This window comes from Nostoc sp. KVJ3, from assembly GCF_026127265.1.
In the GTDB taxonomy this organism is placed as follows: Bacteria; Cyanobacteriota; Cyanobacteriia; order Cyanobacteriales; family Nostocaceae; genus Nostoc.
Genome location: NZ_WWFG01000006.1, coordinates 130,359 through 150,968 on the forward strand (window position 1 = coordinate 130,359; position 20,610 = coordinate 150,968).

The window sequence follows — 20,610 nt, forward strand, 5'->3', positions numbered from 1 at the left end:
TTTTTGTAAAACATTCCAAGATGAAACTTAAAAATTTTTTACAACAGTCCCAAAAAGTTACAATATCACCATCAGAAAAAACTTCTGTATCGTCGCAGCAGGAGGCAACCAAGACTTCTACTGAATCGAATAATACTCTGAAGTCAAAATTATCACTTTCTTGGATTCGATATCTGCTACTACTTACAGGGTCGGGATTATTATTGGGTGGACTGACAATTTATTTAGTCAGTTATGCTTACCCGGAATGGCTTGATAGACAAAGATATTTAGAAACTGATAATGCTCATGTCACCGCAGATATCAACCCTGTGACGACTCGTGTAGCAGGAACAGTCACTGAAATTGGGTTTAATGAGAATCAAATGGTATCTCCGGGCATGGTACTATTGAAACTTGATAAAAGCAATTATCAATTATCTCTGGCTCAGGCAAAAACATCTCTAGAATTAGCTAAACAGCAAGCAGGATTGGCACGGGAAAAGATTTCCAAAATTGTGGTTGATATTCCCCAATCACAGGCAGTCCCTAAAAATAAAAATGCTCAAATAGAACAACAAGCTTTAATTAAAAAAAGAACTTTACAAGCACAAGTCCTCAATCAGCAAAAGAAACTAAATGAGCAACAATATAAGATAGCACTGACTAATTTCACTCAAAAGCAGATAGAGGTAAAAAAAGCGGAACTGGAGTTAAACTACACTAACATTGCAACTGCTGTTGGAGGAATAGTTGGGAATAAAAATGTCCTTGTAGGACAGCAGGTGATTCCAGGGCAAACTCTCTTATCAATAATGCAACCACATCCTTGGATCATTGCTTATTTTCCAGAAATGGAGTTAGAAAAGATACAGCCAGGACGAAAGGTGAAAATTACAGTCTTAGCCTTTGCTAATCGCCAATTTCAAGGCAAGGTAGATAGTATCGCTTTTATGCCAGAAGATAATCTGACGAGTAATTCGCTACATGAAATTCCCGTCAAGATTGTGTTTGATGGGTCAAGTATTCAAGGTTATGAATCCCGATTTCATCCGGGAATGTCAGCAATTGTAAAAGTTGAAATTAAATAAATTGTTACTAATAGGCAATGGACTGTGTTGTTACAACAGCCGTAGAGCAAACTTGGTGGTTAGCAGTGTATGGTGTTTGCGGAGGAGGGATAAAGCCTTTCTTAATCGATAATTAACCAAAATTTATCAATTTTGTTTATTAATTTTAAGTATATTTCTAAGTAGAGTCTGGTAATTCCAAAGAGATGAAGTCAAAGTAAGACTTGATGAGAATGTGAGGAAGTCGAAGTTAATAGTTAATTGCTAAACATAAGAGGAGTCAAATATGAAGATAAATAACTTTTGCTGTTTCATGATTAGGATTGGATTGACTTTAGCTGTGCCAGTAGGGATTTTGACACCACCAGTAATTGCCCAAACTGTCAGTCCATCGCCAAGTTCTGTAGTAATTTCTTACCAATTCCCGAAAGAAGGAATTACATACATAACAAATGGTTCTTTGACCTACAATGGTGTTGTTTACCCACCGAATAAAATTACAATCGTAAATTCGGGCATCGGTATACAACTAACTGTCACAACTGCAAATGGAGTTGACACTCTGACAAAATTTACACTGATTTTGCCTAACAACTTGATCCAGAATAGTGCCAAAATCACGGCTGTGGGAATTATAGATAACTTCCTTGCTCCGAATAAAAACAACGATTTTTACAGTCTCCTCAATGGCACAGCGACTGTAATCGTAGTAGATCCACCTCATTAATAACACTTGTATTCATCTTATACTTTGATGTGAGCTGACTTCTGTCTTGGTGTTGCTGAATTAGGGGATGATTTCGCCCAATTTTTCACGACTTTCAATGGTTACAACCGTCAATTCATCCCGCATTTATGCAACGCCCTGGCTGATCAATCTGATTATTAAAACTCGTTACCAAAAGAAGCACTCCCAAGAAAGCTAGAAAAAGTAATTAGCATCCAACCGAAACAAATATGTTTTTGGGTTTGCCAATCATATCTATCTTCTATTGTCGGGATTGTGTTAGCTTCAACGATTTCTAGTCCCCAATAGCCCAATGCACTGATGCCAAACAACATAGCGCTGACGATGGACAATTTAGCGATGACTTTGAAAATGCAATTGCTTAAATTAGGCGGTGTTTGAAAGGATTGCCTGTGACGATGATGGATAGCTAGTTCACTTGGCGCTACAACCAAAACACGTCTTGGCTTTTGTTGAGTGAGTTGAGAGACACTTTGTTTGTTATCAGTCATAGATCAAACCAAAGCCTGTTGGTTGTAGCTAGATTAGTTTAAGTAATTATATTGTAAACTTTTGTCAGGTGAATGTGGTTAAATTTACATAAAATTTCCACATTCAGAAAAGATATTCTAATGGTCAAGCGATGTCATACGAAAAAACCCAGAGGACAAACAAGCAATTAAGCTGAAAGTCAGTTAGAAATATCCCCCAGTGCGGCGGTATGGGCTGGGGGATACACTTAATCAATCTGCATCGCTGTAGTAAATAGGCTGCAATACTTGACGACAAGCTAATTTACAAATGCCGCCAGAAGTTCTTACTGATAGTCTTGAGACTGACTACCTTGGGTTCTGCTGTTGCTTCAGGGGCATGACCAACAACCACCGCAGCAGCAATTGGTGCGGGTGTCGTTAACAGGGAATTGAGTAATTCTTGCTGATAGTCAATATCTGCTACTGTGCGGTAAACTCTGTGATAATTTATCTGCATCCCCAAAGGTGTTGGGACAGGGTAAGAGCATCTCAATCAGGCTTGACACAAGGAATCAGAAGAATCTAAAGTATTGTCAATGAAACAACTGAGAACCTGAATCATATAATTGTTATCCATAGCGGTGCGTTTCATTTTTTGACGAAGACTACGTTTGTAGGTCTGTTCACGGTTAAGAGCATTGAGAGCGAAGCGTCGTAAAAGAGCAAAATTTTGGGGACTGTGGAAAGAACGAATGCGACAAGCGTCTTCTGCAAAAGTACAGTCGAGAGTCCAGTGAGCCTCGTTTTCAATGCCCCAGTGTTTTCGGATAGCCCGACCGATAATTTGAGCATCACTGTTTAAAGAAGTGAGATAAAACTGAACCTCACGAGTAGTTTTATTCCAAAGATGACGAACACGGACAACCATAACTAGAGATTGCAAACCTGCCCATAATTTGGGTTGATAAAGCTCACCGATAGCCGCAATGGGTACAGTCCAAACTTCACGAATTTCCGTGCGATGATGTGCTTTTTCAATCCGTTTGTCATAACTAACATTAATCCCCGAAAATTGCTCTGCTTGCGCTTTGTCAAACCATTCTTTGACTTGAGAATAGAGCATGGGATGGTTGGCTTTCAGTGCCAGGACATAATCAGCTTTTTTGGCGATAATCTGTTTGGCAATTTCGGTTTGTGTTCCCATTGCATCAATGGTGATGATACAGCCAGAGATGTCTAGCATTTCTAACAGTGCTGGAATGGCGGTGATTTCATTGGATTTATCTTCTACTTTCACTTGTGCCAACACTAAACTGTGCTCACTCGCCCAGGCACTTATAAGGTGGAGTGCGCTTTGACCTTGATTGCGGTCATAAGAACCCCTAATTGTCTTTCCATCTATGGGGATAATTTCTCCTCCCATGTTTGTGATTAGGGTTTCTACCCATCTCAAGAAACATCGATTTAATGCTTCTGGGTCGATCAACTCAAACACTCGTCGAAATGTATCATCTGAGGGAATACCATTTGGTAATGCCAGAAACTCTTCTAACCATGTTTGCTTGCTGATGCCATAATTCTCGATGTCTTCCCACCCTTGTGCTCCAGCTATGATTGCTAAAATTGCGATGACTAAGATATCTGTGAATTGATGTTTCTTCGTCCGCTCTACTTGTGATTTGAACCATATTTTGGTTCTTGGCAACTTTTGGTGATCTCGGTTGGGGGAAGGCAGAGGGCAGAAGGCAGGAGGCAGAAGTCGGAAGGGTAGAAGTAATAAATTCAAGCTTTGAGTTTGTTTAAGCTAGCAACTAATATACTTTGCATTTCCTCGACCTCATTCAATAGGGGAGTGAAAAGGTTTTTGTCAGCTAAATCTACAACTTTTGCAATGATTAATTGGGTATCAAGTTCTCTCAAAGAGCCTAATGCAATATGTAAAAACTGTATGTATTCAGGTTTTGAGCGCCTTCCATAGCCTTCTGCTATATTAGATGCTACAGATACAGAAGAACGTCGAATTTGGCTGGTTAAACCATACAATTCGGACTGAGGAAATAGGCGGGTAAATTTATAACAATTGATAGCAAGTTTAACCGCCCTTTGCCAGATAAACTGATTTCTATAACTCATATTATCAAGTGTAAATTGTCAAAATTTTCTCCTCAAATAGCCAACAAAAATCGTCGTTCCAGTAAGTCTATCTTGGCCCGACCATACATCTGCCGCTTTAACATTTTCAGTCGATTAATATGCCCTTCAACGGGGCCATTGCTGACTGACATAGTTACACCTGCTTTGACAGCATTGTAGTCAGACTCTAAACTAACAGCAAAAGAGCGCAACAAAGAAACCGAGCTGTTTTTAGCTTTGTTTAACCAAGCATCAAGCTGCTCAGGCTGGCGTTGACGCACAAGAGATGCAAACTGTTGAGCTAGTTCAATAGCTGACTTCAAATCCGAATGGGCTGTTTGTAGTTGAGCGATTACTTCACGCTCATTAGGCTGTGTTAATTCTGGTCGTCGCAAGACTAAAGCTGTGACGCGACTGGGGGTGAGAGGACGATGGGAAGAAGAGCTTACCTTGGGGGAAGTGTTTTTTCTTGAACCTTGTCGCGGTTTAAATCCGGGCAAGGTCTTGAGATAACGAGTGAAGCGAAAGACCGTGGCATAACTACCGATATAGCCGCAGGCGCGAATTTCCTCAAACAGTTTTTGGGTGCTGTGGTTACCGTTATTCCAGCGACTGAGGAGGTAATCATGATAAGGGTTGAGAAGGCTCAGACCTTGGTCGCTACGTTCACGACGTTCGGTAAAAGTTGAGCTACGCAAGTAATTATATACGGTATTTTTAGCAACTCCCAGGGATTGAGCGATTGCTTGCACTGATAAGCCAATAGACCGTAAGCTCCAAACTTGCTCATGGATGTCCCTCCGTCTGGCCTTTGCCTTGGCGGATTGGACTTTTCTTTTTAAAGATGTGTTTTGGGGAAACCTTGGCACAACTGGGCAAGGATTAGCCTCAGCAATCATAGAAAGGTTATCGGGGAAAGGCAGAGGGCAGACGGCAGACGGCAGAAGGTTGGCTTGAAGGTTTTCCCGTGCAGTCAATCCGTCTGTATTTTCTGCCAAAAAGGGTTTAATATCCCCACATTCGTTTTGAATTTCAGTGGTCTGCAATTGCGTGGGGTCGGAATCCCCATCCAATTCCCTTCTGCCCTCTGCCTTCCATACGGGACGCTGCACGAACGTACTTCTGCCTTCTTCAAGTGCTGTTTCCATCTCTTCTAGCACTTTAGTATCAGTATTAAAGACTTGTTTTTCCACTTCTTTTAGTGTTTTGGCGTGATTACCAAAGACTTGATAAAGCGTTTGAGATAAGTTCTGCAATAAGTGAAAACGGTCTGCAACTTGAATAGCTTCTGGTGCGCCTTGACGAATACCACTTTCATAAGTTTTTGACCGATCTCGTGAGACGACTTTGACACCAGGGTGCGCTTTTAACCATTCTGCCAAGGTTTCAGCCTTTGCATCTTTTAGTAGAGCAATTGGTCGGCTGCGTTCGAGGTCAATTAGTGCTGTCCCGTAAGTTTTACACTTGCGAAAGCAGAAGTCGTCTACCCCAAGAGTATGTGGCGTTACGATTGGTGGCAGTGGGATTGAGCGGACTAAATTTAATAGTGTGTTGCGAGAAACTTTTATCCCCCATTGCTGTAAGAGTCTTTCCCCTGCTGCACCACCATTAGCTAAACCAATCACACTCAGTCGTTGAGCTAAACGTAGAGTTCTTCTAGCCCAAGGCGTGGTTACATTGGTCAGCCTTTCTGTAAAAATGCGCCGTTTACACAATCTATTGATGCAAAAAAACTTCCTTACCCGTAACTGTAAGGTAATGCTGTAATCAGCCCAGGGTAAGTCTGCTAATAAGCGTTCATAGCGACTATGAATTTTGTGAGTTGGTTGGTTACAAACTGGACAGTTAACTAGTCTACTGATTGCGGAAACAATCAAATTTATCTGAGTTTTTATTTCGTCAACAAGCCAACTCTCAAGTTTTAGGTTTGTTGAATCTGGTAAGAGGTGAGCTAGCACCGACATAGGGCTTGCTGAGGCTTATCCCTCAAATGTTTGATGGAGTGAAGTTTGAAGTATTTTAATTATATCTTTTTTCCTTCCGACTTCTGCCTTCTGCCCTCTGCCCTCTGCCTTAAAGCGCGTAACCTTTCATGATCACCAAAAGTTGCCAAGAACCCATATTTTGACCAAACGGACACGATACGCTTCACTCCGCACTAGAACAACATATACTTCAAAGTTATAAATGGAGTCCAAAAACGTCAAAACTTAATTCCAGGGCGCAACGTGGGTTTTATAGTTCATTTGTACGTGTTCTTGAGCGAGAGCTTTTAAAACCAAGTATCGAGCGATCGCTTAATCACTGAATTTTCGACTAAACATATTTTTGAACCATATCGTGGACATTTTGAATCATATTTTGACCGAAAGTTTAAAATTTTCGACTAAATTAGTGTGTCTTGCTCGGCATTTTTTACCAAGTCTGAAAATAAAACTTTTAGTCGTATTATGGTTCACATTTAAAACACGCGGACATAATTTGATTCATAAAGTTAAGTTGTTGATTGGCTCAAAAGCTTGAAATTACGTTAACTTTTGGTCACGTTATGGTTCAAAATTTGGTCATGCAGGGGGTAAAATCACACTACTCTCTTGTCTTTGATATCCGAGAAATGCTCAACTAGACTTTGTTGAATACTGCCAATGTCTGCTATTTTTCTTGATTTTGGCTGACAACGAGTATTTTTGACACTATCAGCAGATTTAGTTTCAAAGCCCTCTGACATCAATTTGGCTCCAGGAGATTTTCAATCGAGTAATTGAATTCATCTCATTGATCTTGCTCGGTCGTCAAGTCTATTTTTTACACATTCATTAATACTATCTTCTAGAACTTGTCAAGTTTTCTTTATACCAAATTAGATGCGCTTACCCTGGGTGTTGGGACAATTTTCAGATATTCATTAAGAGCAGATATGTACGTATCACCAAAATTCTGGAGAGCAACAGCCGGACGGATAATATTCAACAATTGAATAGCTCGTCTAATGTCTACAACACTGCGGCTAGCATCAATCTCTGGCTGACTTTCACGGTAGCCCTTGCCTTTTTTTTCTGCTACGAGATTATGAAATTTAGTAATGGCTCTCTGATGATTGCCTAATGTGTGAACTTTGGTTTGCGCTTGATAACCAACTCGCCCCCACTGGACTGTCAAATTCCCATCTTCGACAATGGCCGCCCAGAATTTATTGCTGTTTCGGATAGCATCAACAAAGACTAAATAGATTTCCATGTTTTTAATCCAGTCAACTCGCTAACTTCTGGGCATTGCCCCATCTAATTTGATGTTGTAGTGCTTCAAGTAGGGTTTCAGCTTCCAGAGTTGTTAGCCCATTTAAAACAGAGCAGACATCCTCAAACAAGTTTTTATACAATGGATATGAAACTAATAAGCCCAGATTAGACAAGGCATCCTCAAGTGCCTCAGCAACAGTATGCTTAGTAGAACTGTCTTTTTCTAACGTAAAAATGTAAGTTGCTAATGCCATTCGGAGCATAAGCTTAGTTTCTCTGTCCAACTTCTCTAAATACACACCATATTTATCAACCAGTTGGTCAATAGTTGGAGTCTGCCCATAATAAGTAACTAAGTCTGTTGTCATGTTTCTTCACCTTATTAACTATGTTAATTGGTTGCTCTCAATTACTAAAAGAAAGAGTGATTGCCCCCATAGAATCAGGAGACAATCGCTTTCTCATCAGTTCATATTCCGAAACTTAGCAGCACGCAAAGACTGAGTTTTTGCTGCAACCACAGGACTACTAGCCCGTCGTGCGGTGGATGCCCAACTCTGCATACGCTCGACTGCCGCAGCGTCCTGAATCGCAAGCGGGGTAATGGTTTGACGACAGGTTTCGAGGTCAGCAAGTGTTACCTGCTGCGGTCGCCCTTCATCGAATGCTAGCAGTGCAGCTTCCGAAGCAAGGGTTTCCAGTTCTGCACCGGAGAATTTCGCAGTATTAGCTGCGATCGCTTCGAGATATTCGGATTCCAGGTGAATGCCAAAACGTTGTAGATGAATCCCCAGAATCTGTACACGCTCAGGTTCGGTGGGCAAGTCAACAAAGAAATTTTCATCGAAGCGGCCTTTCCGTTTTAGCTCACTTGGCAGTGCAGAGGGGTCATTGCAAGTTGCCACGACAAACACACCACATTGTGATTCGGACATGAATGTAAGGATATTGCCCAAAATCCGCTGTGAGACTCCACTAGTGTCACCAGTACCCGAAAGTGCTTTTTCTATCTCGTCCACCCATAAGACACAGGGTGCGATCGCTTCAGCTGTTTTCAAAGCCCGTCTGACATTGCCCTCAGACTCACCTACCAGACTGCCCAAGAGGGATGCAATGTCTAGTTGGAGTAGTGGTAAATTGAGAATGTTAGCAATATTCTTGGCTAATAAAGTTTTCCCTGTACCGGGTGGGCCAGCCAGCAACACACCTTTAGGTTGAGGTAGGTGTAGCTCACGCGCCTCTTGTGTGAATAGCCGCCGCCGCCGATTGAGCCACTCACGCAACAAATCCAATCCTCCAAAAGAGATGCTAGCAGGCTTGCCCAATTCAATACCCATTTGAGACAACAGCCGAGTTTTATACTCAACTGCTTGGGGTATGAAATTACTATCAATTAAAATCCCATCTGATGTTAGGTTGTGTTTGACAGTTAACCGCAGGAAGTCGCTAATCTCCTCCAGTGTTAATCCCAGAGCAGCACGAGAAAGAGATTCAATTTCACTTTTATTAAGGGAAATAGTGAAAGTCAATTCCTGTTCAATAGCTGACTGTTGTAGGTCATGCAAATAAGAATTGATATGAAGTAGTATTTGCTCAACTCCCGGTAGAGGAATTTCACAATAAGGGATTAAGCGTACAAGTGACTCGTGTAATTGAATGTTTTGACCCAGCAGCACAATGCGTTTATCAGTCGGTTTGAGACGATGGTAGAGATTTTTTACCTTGCTAACAACCTCCCAAGAGAATGTTGGCGAATTTTTACCAATAAACGAGTGAATGTCACCTAAGATAAAGACTCCATCACTACTAAAATTCGCAATGTAGTCGAATACGAATAGTAGTGGATCAGCCTGTGGTGGTTTCTTATACTCTGGCGCTGGTTTAAACACCAATCCCCCATCTGCTGCGATTAAACATTGCTCTAAGGTTGATACCCCCAGATTCCAGAAGAAAACTGGACTTGAGAGCTTGCTGGCTTACGGGGGGACAAAAAGGGCTAGGATGCAGATAAAATAAGCTTCATAGCTCTTTCGCCTTGTTGATAATACTTACGCTTATTAGGAGCTAGTGTCATTAACTCGGACACCAATTCATAAGAATTTTCCATGAAATTGACCCAGTTAGACCCATATAATCCAATATAAAAACTGCTATGACGGCGAATTGTCCTTAAAGATTCTTTAATTCGTCCAACATATTTTTGAACACCCATGCGTTTAATTTTTTGACCAGATATAGTTGCACTTGTATAGGCGAGCGAGATTAATAATATTAGGGAAATTAGCCTTTGACCTGATACATTAGTATCTTCCAAGTTATAACCACCGCTTTTAAAATCTCTAAACATCTCTTCAATATCAAAACGCTGTTTATAAGCAATAATCGCCGAATCTAAATCATCTAAATTAGTTAAGATAAACCAAGCCTCTTCCGGCGCAACTCCAAAGCGTTTACGTTTCCATTTACCTGCAAGATTAAAGGTAATAAATCCTGTAGATTTTGTATATTTAATACCTTGATAAAAGAAAGAAAGTCCAGGTGCTAAACCTAAATCTCTTAATTGCAGCCAAATTTCCGGTTCTATTTCTATAAATGCATCCTTTTTTAAGCGTAAACAGAAATATACTTTCTGCTCTGTCAACCAGTTAGCCAGCTTTATTGAACAAAATTCTCGGTCTCCTAACACTACAGTTTTATAATTCTTGAAAATCGGTAATGCTTTTTTGAATACTGCTTCTTGCTCATCAAAATTACTCGAACCTAACTTGCCTAACAACTCAAAATATATTGGGATAGACCTCTTATCCCAAACTACGCTGATCATTAATAAATTAATACATCCCCAATTAGTCCTGTCTATTACTAAATAAACAACTTGATTTAAAGGAAAATATATTTCTAGCCAACTTTTAATAATTGGGAACCATATCTCTTCAACATTTATATAATTTAAAGATAAGAATCGTTGGATTTTCTTTCTTCTACTTTCAAATAATATGGGGATAGGTAAACCAGTAGCCAATGCTTCAAGGCTTACAGTTTTTATTGATTGTAATAAATTAATTAGAATTTTTAGTAATAAATATTCTGCACGTCCCAATTCTCGCTTGAGGTTTGTCTCGTAGAATTCTGGTAACATTATCATTAAATAGAGCTTGTTGCGAATGAAGGCTCTTTTTGTTTTACCACAAATTGCTACACTCGTTGCCCTATATCTATTTCAGGATATTTTGTCTCCCCTCAAGGCTTGCTGGATGCCTCTGTAGTTAGCCATTGAATAATCGTCGCTTCATCAGGAGACAGGACATCAACAGCAGCAATAGGGATTTGTGAATCGAGTGTGGAGAGCAGATTTGAAAGTTTCATTGTTTTTCAATTTGATAAGGAACTGGAGATAATTCGTCGTGTGTGTTTACGACTTTTACGATCACCTCATAGGCTTCGGCATCGCCGTCAAAAACTTCTGCTGTACCGTTGTTCTCTTGGTAGGCAATTGCGGTAACTATGGCATTCAGCAGCACACACAATCCTTCAGTATTTGCTTTGATGATCACGGGTTGGCGTGGTTTTTGCTGGGCGTAAACGTGGATGAAAGGATACTCTTTAGGTAGGTACATAAAATTTCTTGGGGGAACCCAATCGTCAAAACAATTCGCAATTATGAATTCGCAATTCGCATTTTCAATTGCGAATTGCGAATTGCGAATTGCGAATTGTTAGGTCGCGGTTCCCCTTTTCCCTGATTTACTGCCGTAAGCGAATAGAGTGGGTTGAAGTTGTCCGAAGTTGTTGGGTTTGGGCTTCGTCCTTGAAAATGCGATCGCTCTCGCTGACAACTCCAAGTGCTTCTTCAAATGGTTGCGTAGCCGATAAACAACTCAACCCTTCCATTGGTGTCAAGTTAAGAAAGATAGATGGCTGTCAAGAGTGGGCAAATCAATGGTAAAAGTCCATTAACACCCCTGTGTTGAAAAAGCCATGAGTAAACCACGGAAAAAGCAAGGGAATCCAGATTTTCGCCATCGAGTCAGCGTACCTGCCCCAGCCAGCCAAGAGATAGAATCACGACTGTTTGAACTAGTCAGCCCAGGTACATTTGCTAACCTCAAAGGGGTAAAAGACAAAGAACGGAGCTTGCGTTCACGAGTACTGACCTTGCCAGTAATGGCAGCAATAGTATTGAGTATAGTGTATCGACAAATACAGCATCTCACAGATGTATTGCGATCGCTAGAAATAGAGGGATTAATGTGGGTGAAAGCAACAAAAGTGAGTAAGCAAGCGTTGTCACAAAGACTCAATAGTTTGCCGGCTACACTATTTGCGAAATTATTCGAGCAAGTGATAGAGCGTCTGGCAGTGAAAAGGAGCGTAAGAGAATTAGCCCCAGCTTGGTCATCAGTAGCACAAAGATTTACCGCTATCTGGATTGCAGATGCCTCAACACTCGAAGCAATGAAAAAACACTTCGGACAACTGCAAGAAAAAACAGGTACGGTGTTGGCAGGAAAAATACTGATGGTTGTAGAAGCTTTCACTCACACTCCGGTAGCAATTTGGTATGATGCTGATGCCAAAATGAATGAGACTCGTTGGTGGCAAGCACTGTTAGAACGTTTACCTGATGGTGGCTTACTGATAGTAGACATGGGATTTTATGGCTTTGAGTGGTTTGATTCTCTTACCGCAACTGGTAAGTATGTACTCACACGCCAGAAGAATTTGGTGACATATCGGGTAACACGTGTACTTTCTCAAGGCTCTCACTACAAAGATGAAATTATTCACATGGGATTGAATCACACTCACCCTTGCCACCATCCCATGCGCTTAGTATCAGTATTGTGGGGTAAGACTTGGTATCATTACTTAACTAATGTTCTTGACCCACAACAACTTTCGGCACAAGAAGTTTGTGATTTATACCGACGACGTTGGCGGATTGAGGACGCATTTTTATTGACTAAGCGATTGTTGGGCTTGTCCTATCTGTGGGTTGGTGGTACTAACGGTGTACAAATGCAAATATACGCTACTTGGATTTTCTACGCTGTTCTAAATGACTTGTGTGCTGATGTAGCGATCGCTCTACGACAACCCATTGAACGTATTTCCGTAGAAATGGTGTTTCGCAGTTTATATTTTTTCCATCGCGCACGATCGCACAATTCACAACTACAACTGATTCCTTGGCTAGTTGAGCATCAACGTTCTATGGGTCTTGTGAAAGCTGTTCGTCAGCGACACCGACGCAACGCCGCCAGGTCGCTTGACATTTGGGCTTCTGCCTTAACTTGACACCAATGCAACCCTTCAAATCCCTCAGCCTCTACACGAACTTCACCTGTAGCGCTGTCAAAATGAATCAAAACTGAACGTTCCATGTTTATCTCCTTACATATTGTTGAACTTCCTGATGTCCGGCAAAAGTCAGCCGTAGGGTTTGCACAGTCCCTTTGGTTTCTTCAGCGATCGCACATTCACCAAATTTTTCTTGTAACTCGGCAGCTTTGATACGAACCAAATGCTTACCATAAGCCAGCATTAGTTTATTACTGAAAAAGTCTTTGCCCAACTTCGGAACTGTTTCGTAACTGTCGTATATTATTTCGTACACGCCGCTTAACTGATTCCGCTTAAATCCGATGTCTGCACGGGCTTTTATGGTGCGACCAGATACGATGATTTCAGCACTTTGTCCTTGAGAACCACCGTAGTATCCTTTTAGTGGCTGCGCTTCTTCATGAACTTGCGGTGATAGGTTTAGATCCGTGAGTGCAAAAATAAGACATTCACGGTTAGCAAGTTTAGTTCTAACTGTTGAGAAATGTGACATGAGAATCTTGTTCCTATAGCGGTAGAAGTGCGGTATTCTTTGTGAGGTGTATATCCATTTTTCGTTTAAGGTACTTAGTCTTGGGCGAATGCACCCGCCCAAGACTGTTTTTTACCGGAACTTAAACGACATCACGGTAGCTTTCGATAAGCCCACGTCGTCAGTCGCAAGTGATTGTAGATTGCGTTGTTCATCTAACAACTTGATCCGAATTTCTTCCATTTTTTGCTGTAATTGACTGCGCGTATCAGAACCAAGATTCTTAGACTCAATCGCTGGATCGTTAACGATAGAATCTAAGTGCGCCATCATCGCCTCCAAGCTACTGCCTGCCTCCGGTGATGCGTTTGCCAGTAGCACTTGAACCTTCATCAGATGACGCTCCATCTTCTTTTTAAACTGTATGGGTTTCCTCCCTGGTTCCCAATCAGCCAACTCTTCAAGCAACTGCGCGGCGAGTTGTTCACCACCAGCGATCGCAGATTCCCGTAGCCTTTGCTCCAGATTTTGGTCATACTGCTGAATGAACTTGGTAATCTGGTCTAGACATTTGGCTTGTTGCTGATTGAGTTGTTCGGACAATGCCGGGATAATCACCGGGCGACCAATAACGACCTGCAAATAGTCTTCGAGGTCAGTCAGAGTCGGAAATGCTCTTAACAAATTAGCTTTTACAGATTCTTGCTTATCGTGGGGTAATTCCCAAGTGTTAAGTGACAGGAACTGGTCAATTCGCTCTTGATAATCAAGAAGTCCCGCTTCGTAATCAGCTTTTAATTGATTGCGTAAACCAGGGGCGATATTATCCCTAATATTGATTAACTGATTCCATACCAAGGGAGCTAAATCAATCGGACAAACCCAATCACCAGTATCAGCAGACATCCACTCTTGAACTGAAGCAATCTCTTGCCTCAATTGGGCAGCAGCCTCATCAAGCTTTTTAAATACCTTAATACCTCGCAAACCGACTTCGGAATTAGTAACTTTCACAAGGTCTGATTCGATTTCAGAAACTTCAGCTTTTAGCACATCCGCCCATTTAGGAGCAGCAGACTTTGTACTTTTCTTTAACTGGATACGAAATCTGATGCGGGTTTTATTTAACTGTGAGAAATTGTGGCGCTCGACTACTGCATCAGTTAGGAAATTCGCTGCGATAGGGTTGTCGATTGCTTGTACCATGATTATTTACCTCAATCATTATTTTCACTCTCAATTAAGCGAAGCTTTCTTTGTGGCTATTTCTCAACTTGTGAAGGTCTGTATTAGCTCTATAGATTACTTTTTTAGAGCTATTTAGGCGAATATGTCTTTTAATGACTGGTGGTTTATGTATTGACATAACTCAAAATAGTTGAAGTTGCTGTGAATTATCCTGTGCCACAGGCTTGTTATAAACCATGCCTTCGACTTCATAACAACGGGTCATAAGTTTGTTTCGATTGAGTCGAAAGCTGGCTTTTTTTCTTTGATTTGGCAGAGGTACAAATAGATACTGTGGATGTTGTATACTACCCTCATCACCCAAATATCGGGAAAGCGTACCGTTTATTTGGTAAACTTTCGATGAGCTTAATAGCGTTGTGTCGTAAACTTTAATCAAATTTAATTCCATCTTATTAGCAGTGAAGTGTGCCATAATTTATCGTGGAATCGATTTTCTCTACAGTCAGGCTAATTAAATCTGACTGTAGAGTTTTTCACGCATAATTCGTTGCCTTTGCGTTAATTATTGATTGAGAGTGGCGGAAGATTACAAATAGAAATGCTCAAAGATTTGATTGAGTTTTTCCTTTAATTCATCAGGCAGAGCCTTGAAATCAAACTCTTCAGAGTCCCAAACTTCATCAATACTGGTAGACTCATCGATAATATTTGCAATCAAACAACATTCATCGTCATAATTCCAACCATTTGCTAGAAGCCACGGCAGAACTCCCTCAGATTGCAATAATTTTTCAATGTCGAACGAGTCAGAAAACTGCTGTAAGTTTTCGATACTGGGGTGAACGATTGTAATAGTCATCTGTGATTAGTTGTGAATAGTTGAACAGCACGTATTAGCTGTAGACAAAGCTTGAGTAACTTATAACTACAGTCTCTCAAGCCCTGTTTACAACAAGTTAAAGCACCATTTCATTCGCAGCTTTTGTTACAGCTAAAGCCTGTTTACTGACCTCTCGCCACTCTGTTTGCTCGTTGTAGGATGCCATCACTAATTCCGACTCTACCCATACGCGACAGAACAACACATTTTCATCTGTCGTCCCTGGAGTAGGCTGTAGTGTGATTGGAGAATACAATTGTTCTGGGGTCAAAGTTGCGATCGCAGCTAATACAGATTTAGCAAAGTGAGTATCATGACCACTTTCTAATATATAGGGTCTGTCTGCTTGAATTGTAATCAGCAACTTGTAAACTTCCTTTCCTCTGCGCTCACACTTCTCAAATTTGAGTTCTTTTAGATATCCAGTTAAGGCAGTTTGAGTAATCGCACTCGCTTCACTGTTGTTTAGGGTGTACCACAGCGAACCATTGTGACGATTGCAGTAGATTTTACAATTGCCAGCTTCAGAGTGCAATCCCAGTTTTGGCTTATTGATTGCTGCAACTAACTGCTTAAGTAATTCTTCCTGGCGCATTAAGGCAGCAAGTAGTTCAGCATTTTCTTGAGGGTTCATTGTTCAATACCAATACATTTCACTTTCACATTGGCGAAGCCATTGATTACAAATGTATGAAACGTAGAGCCAATAAAACAGCGCTCTTGATTTCACAAAAGCGCTTTCTATTACTAATTATTTGTAGTTACGGATTATTAGTGTGAATTAAATCTTGCTAACAACTCTTCACGGGATAAACTAGACAATTCCAGTAAAAATCTTGCAAAGTCATCTGGTGCTAACTGCAACAAATTATCGACCACTTTTGAGAGTTCTTCATCCACAGAACCAAACCTAAATCTCAACAAGTTTTCTACAACTTGGCGTTGTCCTTGCTCTACTCCCTCTTGTACAGCAGCAGCCCTAGCTTCTTGATAAGCTTCTGTTAAATTCATGATTAACTCCTGGTCATCTTCGGTTAAATCTGTTTGTGTCATTACACTGATACGCCACCTGTAAACCATTTCAAGAACATTACGACGGACAATATTCTCTGGTGGAAGGGCAACCAGTTCACTTACTGCTTGCTGTTGCACTGTTCCCCGTCCTAAAAGCCTGAACCATAAAGTTTCTTCGGTGACGGGTAACTCATTAATCGCTAGTATTGCGCCTCTAAAACATTTTTGGAAAAAGTAAACGCCACAAGGCCACTTTTCTAAGTCTAGCTTAACCTCTAAATCTGCTAACAGAGAGGCTGAAGCACTAGGCGATATAATCCACAAACGAGCTAAATCATCCTCGCTAATGGTTGTTTCTTCTCGCTTGGCTTTGCGCTGAGAATCCGCAATCACAGTAAACAGCTTCATGAAACAGTTACGTACTTCTGTTCTGCTGGGCTGATTGCGAAATGGTTCGAGTAGCGTTGTATTTAACAGGGCAATTCTTCCCAGCAATCCTAGATTTTCTGCTTGGGCTTGGGGGGAAGGTGAAAATAATACATCTACAAATCTTGTTGCATCTGTTACTTCCCTGTTAATTTTCACTTCACCTAAAGGAGCTAGTAATTCCTCTAGAAATTCTTTGGCAAATTTGTCGTGAGGTTGGTGAGGTTGTTGGGTCATTTTGTCCCTGGCGAACTGTGTTTTATTTTATAAGGGTTGAGAAAAGCTTGTGTGGTGGGTATAAGAACCCACCTTCTTATCTACGCCGCTACCAACTCCCGACGAACTTGCAGCAGTTCAATCGGAGCAGTTGCCCTAGATAGCACCTCTACAGCCTCTTTCACACTCCAATGCTGTACTCCATCGCCACAGCGCCAATAGTAAGTCTTAGGGTCGTTTTCCCATGACTCATCAGTGTTTCTAACCTTGAAGAGTATGCCCAAAAACTCACCGTCCAGATATACATTGTGAGCCGTCTGAACGCTAGTGCATCCTACATAGGTCAGTCGATAGCCGTCCACTGGTTCGCACAAGTCTTCTGCACGAGTCCCGCGATACCCACAGTTACCGCACCCATGACCACCACAGTCTGGACAGATGGCAGCAGGCATATTCCACTTCGGCAGAGTGAAATCCCATTCAGATGGCGGGGTTAATATTCGAGCCTTGTGAGAGATATAACAACCAGCATGACCGATTACTTTATCAGAATGGTGTTGGACGCTCAACGATAGCCAGTCACAATCACCTAACAAGCCTATTTTCTCAGAAGCTTGTTTCAATTCCCTTTCTTCGTTGTGATTACGCTTTACTGAAGCAGAAAGACTCGCTTTTATTTCTGCAACAGCGCGTTTGAATGGCTCTTTGTGGTAGCGAGCATAGCCGTGGGTCATTTTCACCCACACGATATCATCCGAGTTTATCCAGATAGTCACTACATCTTCGGGCTTGCACTCTTTTGAGTAGTCTGACTGATTGACGATAGTTGCAATGATTTGGCGATCGCGTGTGGTTAGCGGATCTTTTGTTAGCGTAGGGGCTGAAAGTTGTGTCATCATTAGAAATACCTCTTAAATGGGTAAAAGGGCGATCGCGCAGTTTGTCCGACGGAGCGATCGTCCTATTTTTATTAGTCAGTTTGTTGTGGCAAGCCACAACACTCTCACTCTAGAATTGGCGAAGCCTCATATTTTCTTGCTCCTAGCCAGTGGCTGGAGCTTGCTACAGCAGCATATCTCTTGATCGGGGCGGCAGTCGGCAACAAGCTTCAAAGCGACTTTCGTACTGCTATAGCAACTTTTTATTTGGAACCCACTCCACCCTTACCTTACTTCACCAGCCTTGACTATTCGCTGCTTCCGCTACCTGGGGGCTTTGTTTTCTGTTCACTTTTTTCAAGGTTCAGTGGTGAGCGCCGCTTTATTTTTCTGGGAGGCTGGCGCTTTTTTCCTCCTTCATGTTTACTATTTTAGATACTATTAGTGTCTAAGTCAAGAGGGTCTATAAAGTTTTTAGGGGCTTCTATCTCAAAAATTGGAACGAGTTCGTCTACAGGTATTTCTAACGCTTTACACATTTTGATTACTTTATCCAAAGCTACCGTTTGGGCAATATAATTTTTACCACTATCGCCCATAAGCTTCTTTGTGTAAGCAATAGAGATATCGTCAATTTTAGAATCTACCAATAATCTATGAACTTGGTAAGATGAAATTTCTGTGCCAAATTTTGCTTTAAGTAAGGCTTTAAAAAGTTTTGCCCTTCCTTCTCCCCAACTGACATAGGGAGCAGCCGAGGCTAAGATTAGCATGATTTTATTTCCCATTTAGACACTCTCAGTGCTATATTAACAGGCATAGATACTAAAAGTATCCACAAAGCAAAGCAAAAGCGATCGCCAGCCCGGAAGCAACGCGATCGCTTTGCCAAACTCATTTACAAAAAGTGAGCCAATTATAATGCTGACACACAAATGGTGTGATTCAGAAATTAACCAAATGCCCCAGTCTGGGCAGATAGCCAAATACGCGATACCCAAGGGGTATGTTAATGGTATTCTTCAACACGCCAACGATAAGTATACCAGCATAAAATTGTAGAAGCCATCTGGATATCTGCAATAACTTCCGTAGTCAACAACATCCACTCCACAGGTGTTTCACTATCTGGGCAATCAATCTCAGTGACATAAACAGCATAAAGGGTAGAGGCTCACGGTTATTAAAACGATAGGGAGTACGGAGATTAACCAGACAAATGGCAGCAGATCAAGTCTTATGCTACTGGGCTTAAGGGATTGGTAGAGTGGGGAGTGGAAGCGGTCAAAGAATTCCTTTCCACCCTCACAAGTCAATACTTCTCGGTTAAGGTTAAAATTGTTGTAAAGTGACAATTGTTGTCCTGAAATAGCGATCGCAAAGACTAGTAGTCTGCCAAGGTAACTTTGCTAAGTAAAACCCCTAATTGGTAAAATAGCCAAAAATGGGGTGTAACATGGCGAAAAAGTACATTGTTGACTTGAATGAAGATGAAGTTTCTCAGCTACAAGCAATAATTAAAAAAGGTAAGCACAAAGCAAGAACTATAACCCGTGCAAACATTCTTCTAATGGCTTCTGAAGGAGAAACGGATCAAGCGATCGCTAGCATAGTTAGAGCGCATGTTGCAACAGTGCAACGAATACGAGAAAAATTTGTCATTGGGGGGTTAGATTTTGCTTTGAAGGATGAAGTTCATCCACCAAAACCTAAAAAGTTAGATGAAAAACAAGAAGCATTTTTGATTGCAACTGCTTGTTCTAATCCACCAGTCGGAAGAGTACGTTGGACAATGCAATTATTAGCAGATCATTTAGTGAACGTTGGTATCATAGATTCAATCTCAGATGAAACAGTACGTCAAACTTTAAAAAAAACGAAATCAAGCCTTGGTTGAAAGAACAATGGTGTATTCCTGAAGTTAACGCAGAATATGTTTTCCGAATGGAAGATGTGCTGGATTTATACAATGAGCCTTATGATCCTAAACGCCCTGTAGTCTGCTTTGATGAACGTCCATACCAATTAGTAGAAGAAGTAAGACTTCCTTTGCCACCAGAGCCGGAGCAGCCTGAACGTTATGACTTTGAGTATAAACGTAACGGGACAGTAAATTTATTTGCATGTTTTCAACCCTTGGCGGGCTGGCGGCATATCGAAGTTACAGAGCGTCGAACTAAAGCCGATTTTGCTAAACAGATGAAAAATTTAGTAGATGTTTGCTACCGAGATGCCGATGTTGTTCGTTTAGTAGTTGATAACTTGAATATTCATACCCCCAGTGCATTATATGAAGTTTTTTCACCAGAAGAAGCACGTCGAATTATTCAAAAATTAGAGTTTCACTATACTCCTAAACACGCTTCTTGGCTGAATCAAGTAGAAATTGAATTATCTGTTTTGTCTCGCCAATGTTTAGAACGCCGTATTCCTAATCCAGAAACATTAACTTCTGAGATTGCCGCTTGGGAGAAACAACGTAATCAGCAAAAAGCCAGTGTCTATTGGGGTTTTCAAACCAAAGATGCTCGCCGAAAAATGCAGCGTTTATATCCGAATTTAACCTAGC

General features: G+C 41.2%; 24 protein-coding genes and 4 pseudogenes. 5 read left to right on the top strand and 23 right to left on the bottom strand.

From position 1 onward, the window contains the following. The first annotated feature begins 20 nt into the window (after positions 1 to 20). Both GTQ43_RS36335 and GTQ43_RS36340 read left to right on the top strand, forming a co-directional pair. Positions 21 to 1,070, top strand: a complete 1,050-nt coding sequence (locus GTQ43_RS36335) for an HlyD family secretion protein (RefSeq protein ID WP_265277544.1) — start codon at positions 21 to 23, stop codon at positions 1,068 to 1,070. 265 nt (positions 1,071 to 1,335) lie between these two features. Continuing rightward, positions 1,336 to 1,776, top strand: coding sequence for a hypothetical protein (locus GTQ43_RS36340; protein WP_265277545.1), 441 nt, complete (start codon positions 1,336 to 1,338; stop codon positions 1,774 to 1,776). A gap of 158 nt (positions 1,777 to 1,934) precedes the next feature. On the opposite strand, the gene GTQ43_RS36345 is transcribed toward GTQ43_RS36340, so the two are convergent. The 13 genes and pseudogenes from GTQ43_RS36345 to GTQ43_RS36405 form a co-directional block, all read right to left on the bottom strand. Next, entirely contained in the window at positions 1,935 to 2,288 is a 354-nt protein-coding gene (locus GTQ43_RS36345; RefSeq protein ID WP_265276673.1) for a hypothetical protein, read from the bottom strand. 283 nt (positions 2,289 to 2,571) lie between these two features. After that, positions 2,572 to 2,766 carry a hypothetical protein gene (locus GTQ43_RS36350; RefSeq protein WP_265277546.1) on the bottom strand — a complete coding sequence of 65 codons (195 nt, stop codon included), beginning with the start codon at positions 2,764 to 2,766 and terminating at the stop codon, positions 2,572 to 2,574. A gap of 36 nt (positions 2,767 to 2,802) precedes the next feature. Next, positions 2,803 to 3,924, bottom strand: a pseudogene (locus GTQ43_RS36355) (ISAs1 family transposase); the annotation flags it as partial. Between the two features lie 107 nt (positions 3,925 to 4,031). Then, a complete protein-coding gene (locus GTQ43_RS36360) occupies positions 4,032 to 4,382 on the bottom strand; it encodes a four helix bundle protein (RefSeq protein ID WP_265277548.1) in 351 nt (116 codons plus the stop codon). A 32-nt stretch (positions 4,383 to 4,414) separates the two neighbouring features. Continuing rightward, complete coding sequence (locus tag GTQ43_RS36365) at positions 4,415 to 6,346, bottom strand: ISL3 family transposase (RefSeq protein WP_265277549.1); 1,932 nt, start codon at positions 6,344 to 6,346, stop codon at positions 4,415 to 4,417. Between the two features lie 617 nt (positions 6,347 to 6,963). Further along, a complete protein-coding gene (locus tag GTQ43_RS36370; RefSeq protein WP_265277550.1) occupies positions 6,964 to 7,110 on the bottom strand; it encodes a hypothetical protein in 147 nt (48 codons plus the stop codon). A gap of 149 nt (positions 7,111 to 7,259) precedes the next feature. Continuing rightward, positions 7,260 to 7,619 (bottom strand): annotated as a pseudogene (locus GTQ43_RS36375) (WGR domain-containing protein); the annotation flags it as partial. A gap of 13 nt (positions 7,620 to 7,632) precedes the next feature. Continuing rightward, positions 7,633 to 7,989, bottom strand: a complete 357-nt coding sequence (locus tag GTQ43_RS36380; RefSeq protein ID WP_221708238.1) for a hypothetical protein — start codon at positions 7,987 to 7,989, stop codon at positions 7,633 to 7,635. Between the two features lie 96 nt (positions 7,990 to 8,085). Beyond that, positions 8,086 to 9,591 (bottom strand): annotated as a pseudogene (locus GTQ43_RS36385) (AAA family ATPase); the annotation flags it as partial. 26 nt (positions 9,592 to 9,617) lie between these two features. Then, positions 9,618 to 10,760 (bottom strand): IS4 family transposase, encoded by a 1,143-nt coding sequence (locus GTQ43_RS36390; protein WP_265277253.1) that lies wholly within the window; start codon positions 10,758 to 10,760, stop codon positions 9,618 to 9,620. 101 nt (positions 10,761 to 10,861) lie between these two features. After that, complete coding sequence (locus GTQ43_RS36395; protein WP_265277552.1) at positions 10,862 to 10,987, bottom strand: hypothetical protein; 126 nt, start codon at positions 10,985 to 10,987, stop codon at positions 10,862 to 10,864. Next, complete coding sequence (locus tag GTQ43_RS36400) at positions 10,984 to 11,238, bottom strand: hypothetical protein (RefSeq protein ID WP_265277553.1); 255 nt, start codon at positions 11,236 to 11,238, stop codon at positions 10,984 to 10,986. Before GTQ43_RS36400 ends, GTQ43_RS36395 begins: the two co-directional genes overlap by 4 nt. A 127-nt stretch (positions 11,239 to 11,365) precedes the next feature. After that, entirely contained in the window at positions 11,366 to 11,512 is a 147-nt protein-coding gene (locus tag GTQ43_RS36405; RefSeq protein ID WP_321162554.1) for a DUF2997 domain-containing protein, read from the bottom strand. An 87-nt stretch (positions 11,513 to 11,599) separates the two neighbouring features. Here GTQ43_RS36405 and GTQ43_RS36410 point away from each other — a divergent pair, with 87 nt between their 5' ends. Beyond that, a complete protein-coding gene (locus tag GTQ43_RS36410; RefSeq protein ID WP_265277495.1) occupies positions 11,600 to 12,919 on the top strand; it encodes an IS4 family transposase in 1,320 nt (439 codons plus the stop codon). Between the two features lie 88 nt (positions 12,920 to 13,007). On the opposite strand, the gene GTQ43_RS36415 is transcribed toward GTQ43_RS36410, so the two are convergent. From GTQ43_RS36415 to GTQ43_RS36445, 7 genes are all read right to left on the bottom strand, one after another. Then, the gene (locus tag GTQ43_RS36415; RefSeq protein WP_265277554.1) at positions 13,008 to 13,457 is read right to left on the bottom strand and encodes a DUF1257 domain-containing protein; all 450 of its coding nucleotides are present in this window, start codon (positions 13,455 to 13,457) and stop codon (positions 13,008 to 13,010) included. Between the two features lie 111 nt (positions 13,458 to 13,568). Continuing rightward, entirely contained in the window at positions 13,569 to 14,642 is a 1,074-nt protein-coding gene (locus tag GTQ43_RS36420) for a hypothetical protein (RefSeq protein WP_265277555.1), read from the bottom strand. Positions 14,643 to 14,805: 163 nt separating this feature from the next. After that, the gene (locus GTQ43_RS36425) at positions 14,806 to 15,099 is read right to left on the bottom strand and encodes a hypothetical protein (RefSeq protein WP_414859183.1); all 294 of its coding nucleotides are present in this window, start codon (positions 15,097 to 15,099) and stop codon (positions 14,806 to 14,808) included. Between the two features lie 114 nt (positions 15,100 to 15,213). Further along, entirely contained in the window at positions 15,214 to 15,486 is a 273-nt protein-coding gene (locus GTQ43_RS36430; RefSeq protein WP_265277556.1) for a hypothetical protein, read from the bottom strand. A gap of 97 nt (positions 15,487 to 15,583) precedes the next feature. After that, entirely contained in the window at positions 15,584 to 16,141 is a 558-nt protein-coding gene (locus GTQ43_RS36435) for a hypothetical protein (protein ID WP_265277557.1), read from the bottom strand. A 137-nt stretch (positions 16,142 to 16,278) separates the two neighbouring features. After that, positions 16,279 to 17,184: a hypothetical protein gene (locus GTQ43_RS36440; protein WP_265277558.1), complete on the bottom strand. Its 906-nt coding sequence runs from the start codon at positions 17,182 to 17,184 to the stop codon at positions 16,279 to 16,281. A gap of 80 nt (positions 17,185 to 17,264) precedes the next feature. After that, on the bottom strand, positions 17,265 to 18,062 hold the full coding sequence (locus GTQ43_RS36445; protein ID WP_265277559.1) for a hypothetical protein: 798 nt from the start codon (positions 18,060 to 18,062) through the stop codon (positions 17,265 to 17,267). Here GTQ43_RS36445 and GTQ43_RS36450 point away from each other — a divergent pair. After that, positions 18,053 to 18,175: a hypothetical protein gene (locus GTQ43_RS36450; RefSeq protein ID WP_265277560.1), complete on the top strand. Its 123-nt coding sequence runs from the start codon at positions 18,053 to 18,055 to the stop codon at positions 18,173 to 18,175. The genes GTQ43_RS36445 and GTQ43_RS36450 overlap by 10 nt on opposite strands. Positions 18,176 to 18,472: 297 nt before the next feature. Here the strand turns inward: GTQ43_RS36450 and GTQ43_RS36455 are convergent, their stop codons facing one another. From GTQ43_RS36455 to GTQ43_RS36465, 3 genes and pseudogenes are all read right to left on the bottom strand, one after another. Continuing rightward, the gene (locus GTQ43_RS36455; RefSeq protein ID WP_265277561.1) at positions 18,473 to 18,829 is read right to left on the bottom strand and encodes a hypothetical protein; all 357 of its coding nucleotides are present in this window, start codon (positions 18,827 to 18,829) and stop codon (positions 18,473 to 18,475) included. A 21-nt stretch (positions 18,830 to 18,850) separates the two neighbouring features. After that, positions 18,851 to 19,027, bottom strand: a complete 177-nt coding sequence (locus tag GTQ43_RS36460) for a hypothetical protein (RefSeq protein WP_265277562.1) — start codon at positions 19,025 to 19,027, stop codon at positions 18,851 to 18,853. A gap of 26 nt (positions 19,028 to 19,053) precedes the next feature. Further along, a pseudogene (locus tag GTQ43_RS36465) lies at positions 19,054 to 19,259 on the bottom strand (IS4 family transposase); the annotation flags it as partial. Between the two features lie 238 nt (positions 19,260 to 19,497). Here GTQ43_RS36465 and GTQ43_RS36470 point away from each other — a divergent pair. Next, positions 19,498 to 20,609 (top strand): IS630 family transposase gene (locus GTQ43_RS36470; protein WP_414859182.1). Its coding sequence is split into 2 segments (ribosomal slippage): positions 19,498 to 19,918 and positions 19,918 to 20,609, totalling 1,113 coding nucleotides; the frame shifts between segments, so codons are not numbered across the junction. Position 20,610: the final 1 nt, after the last annotated feature.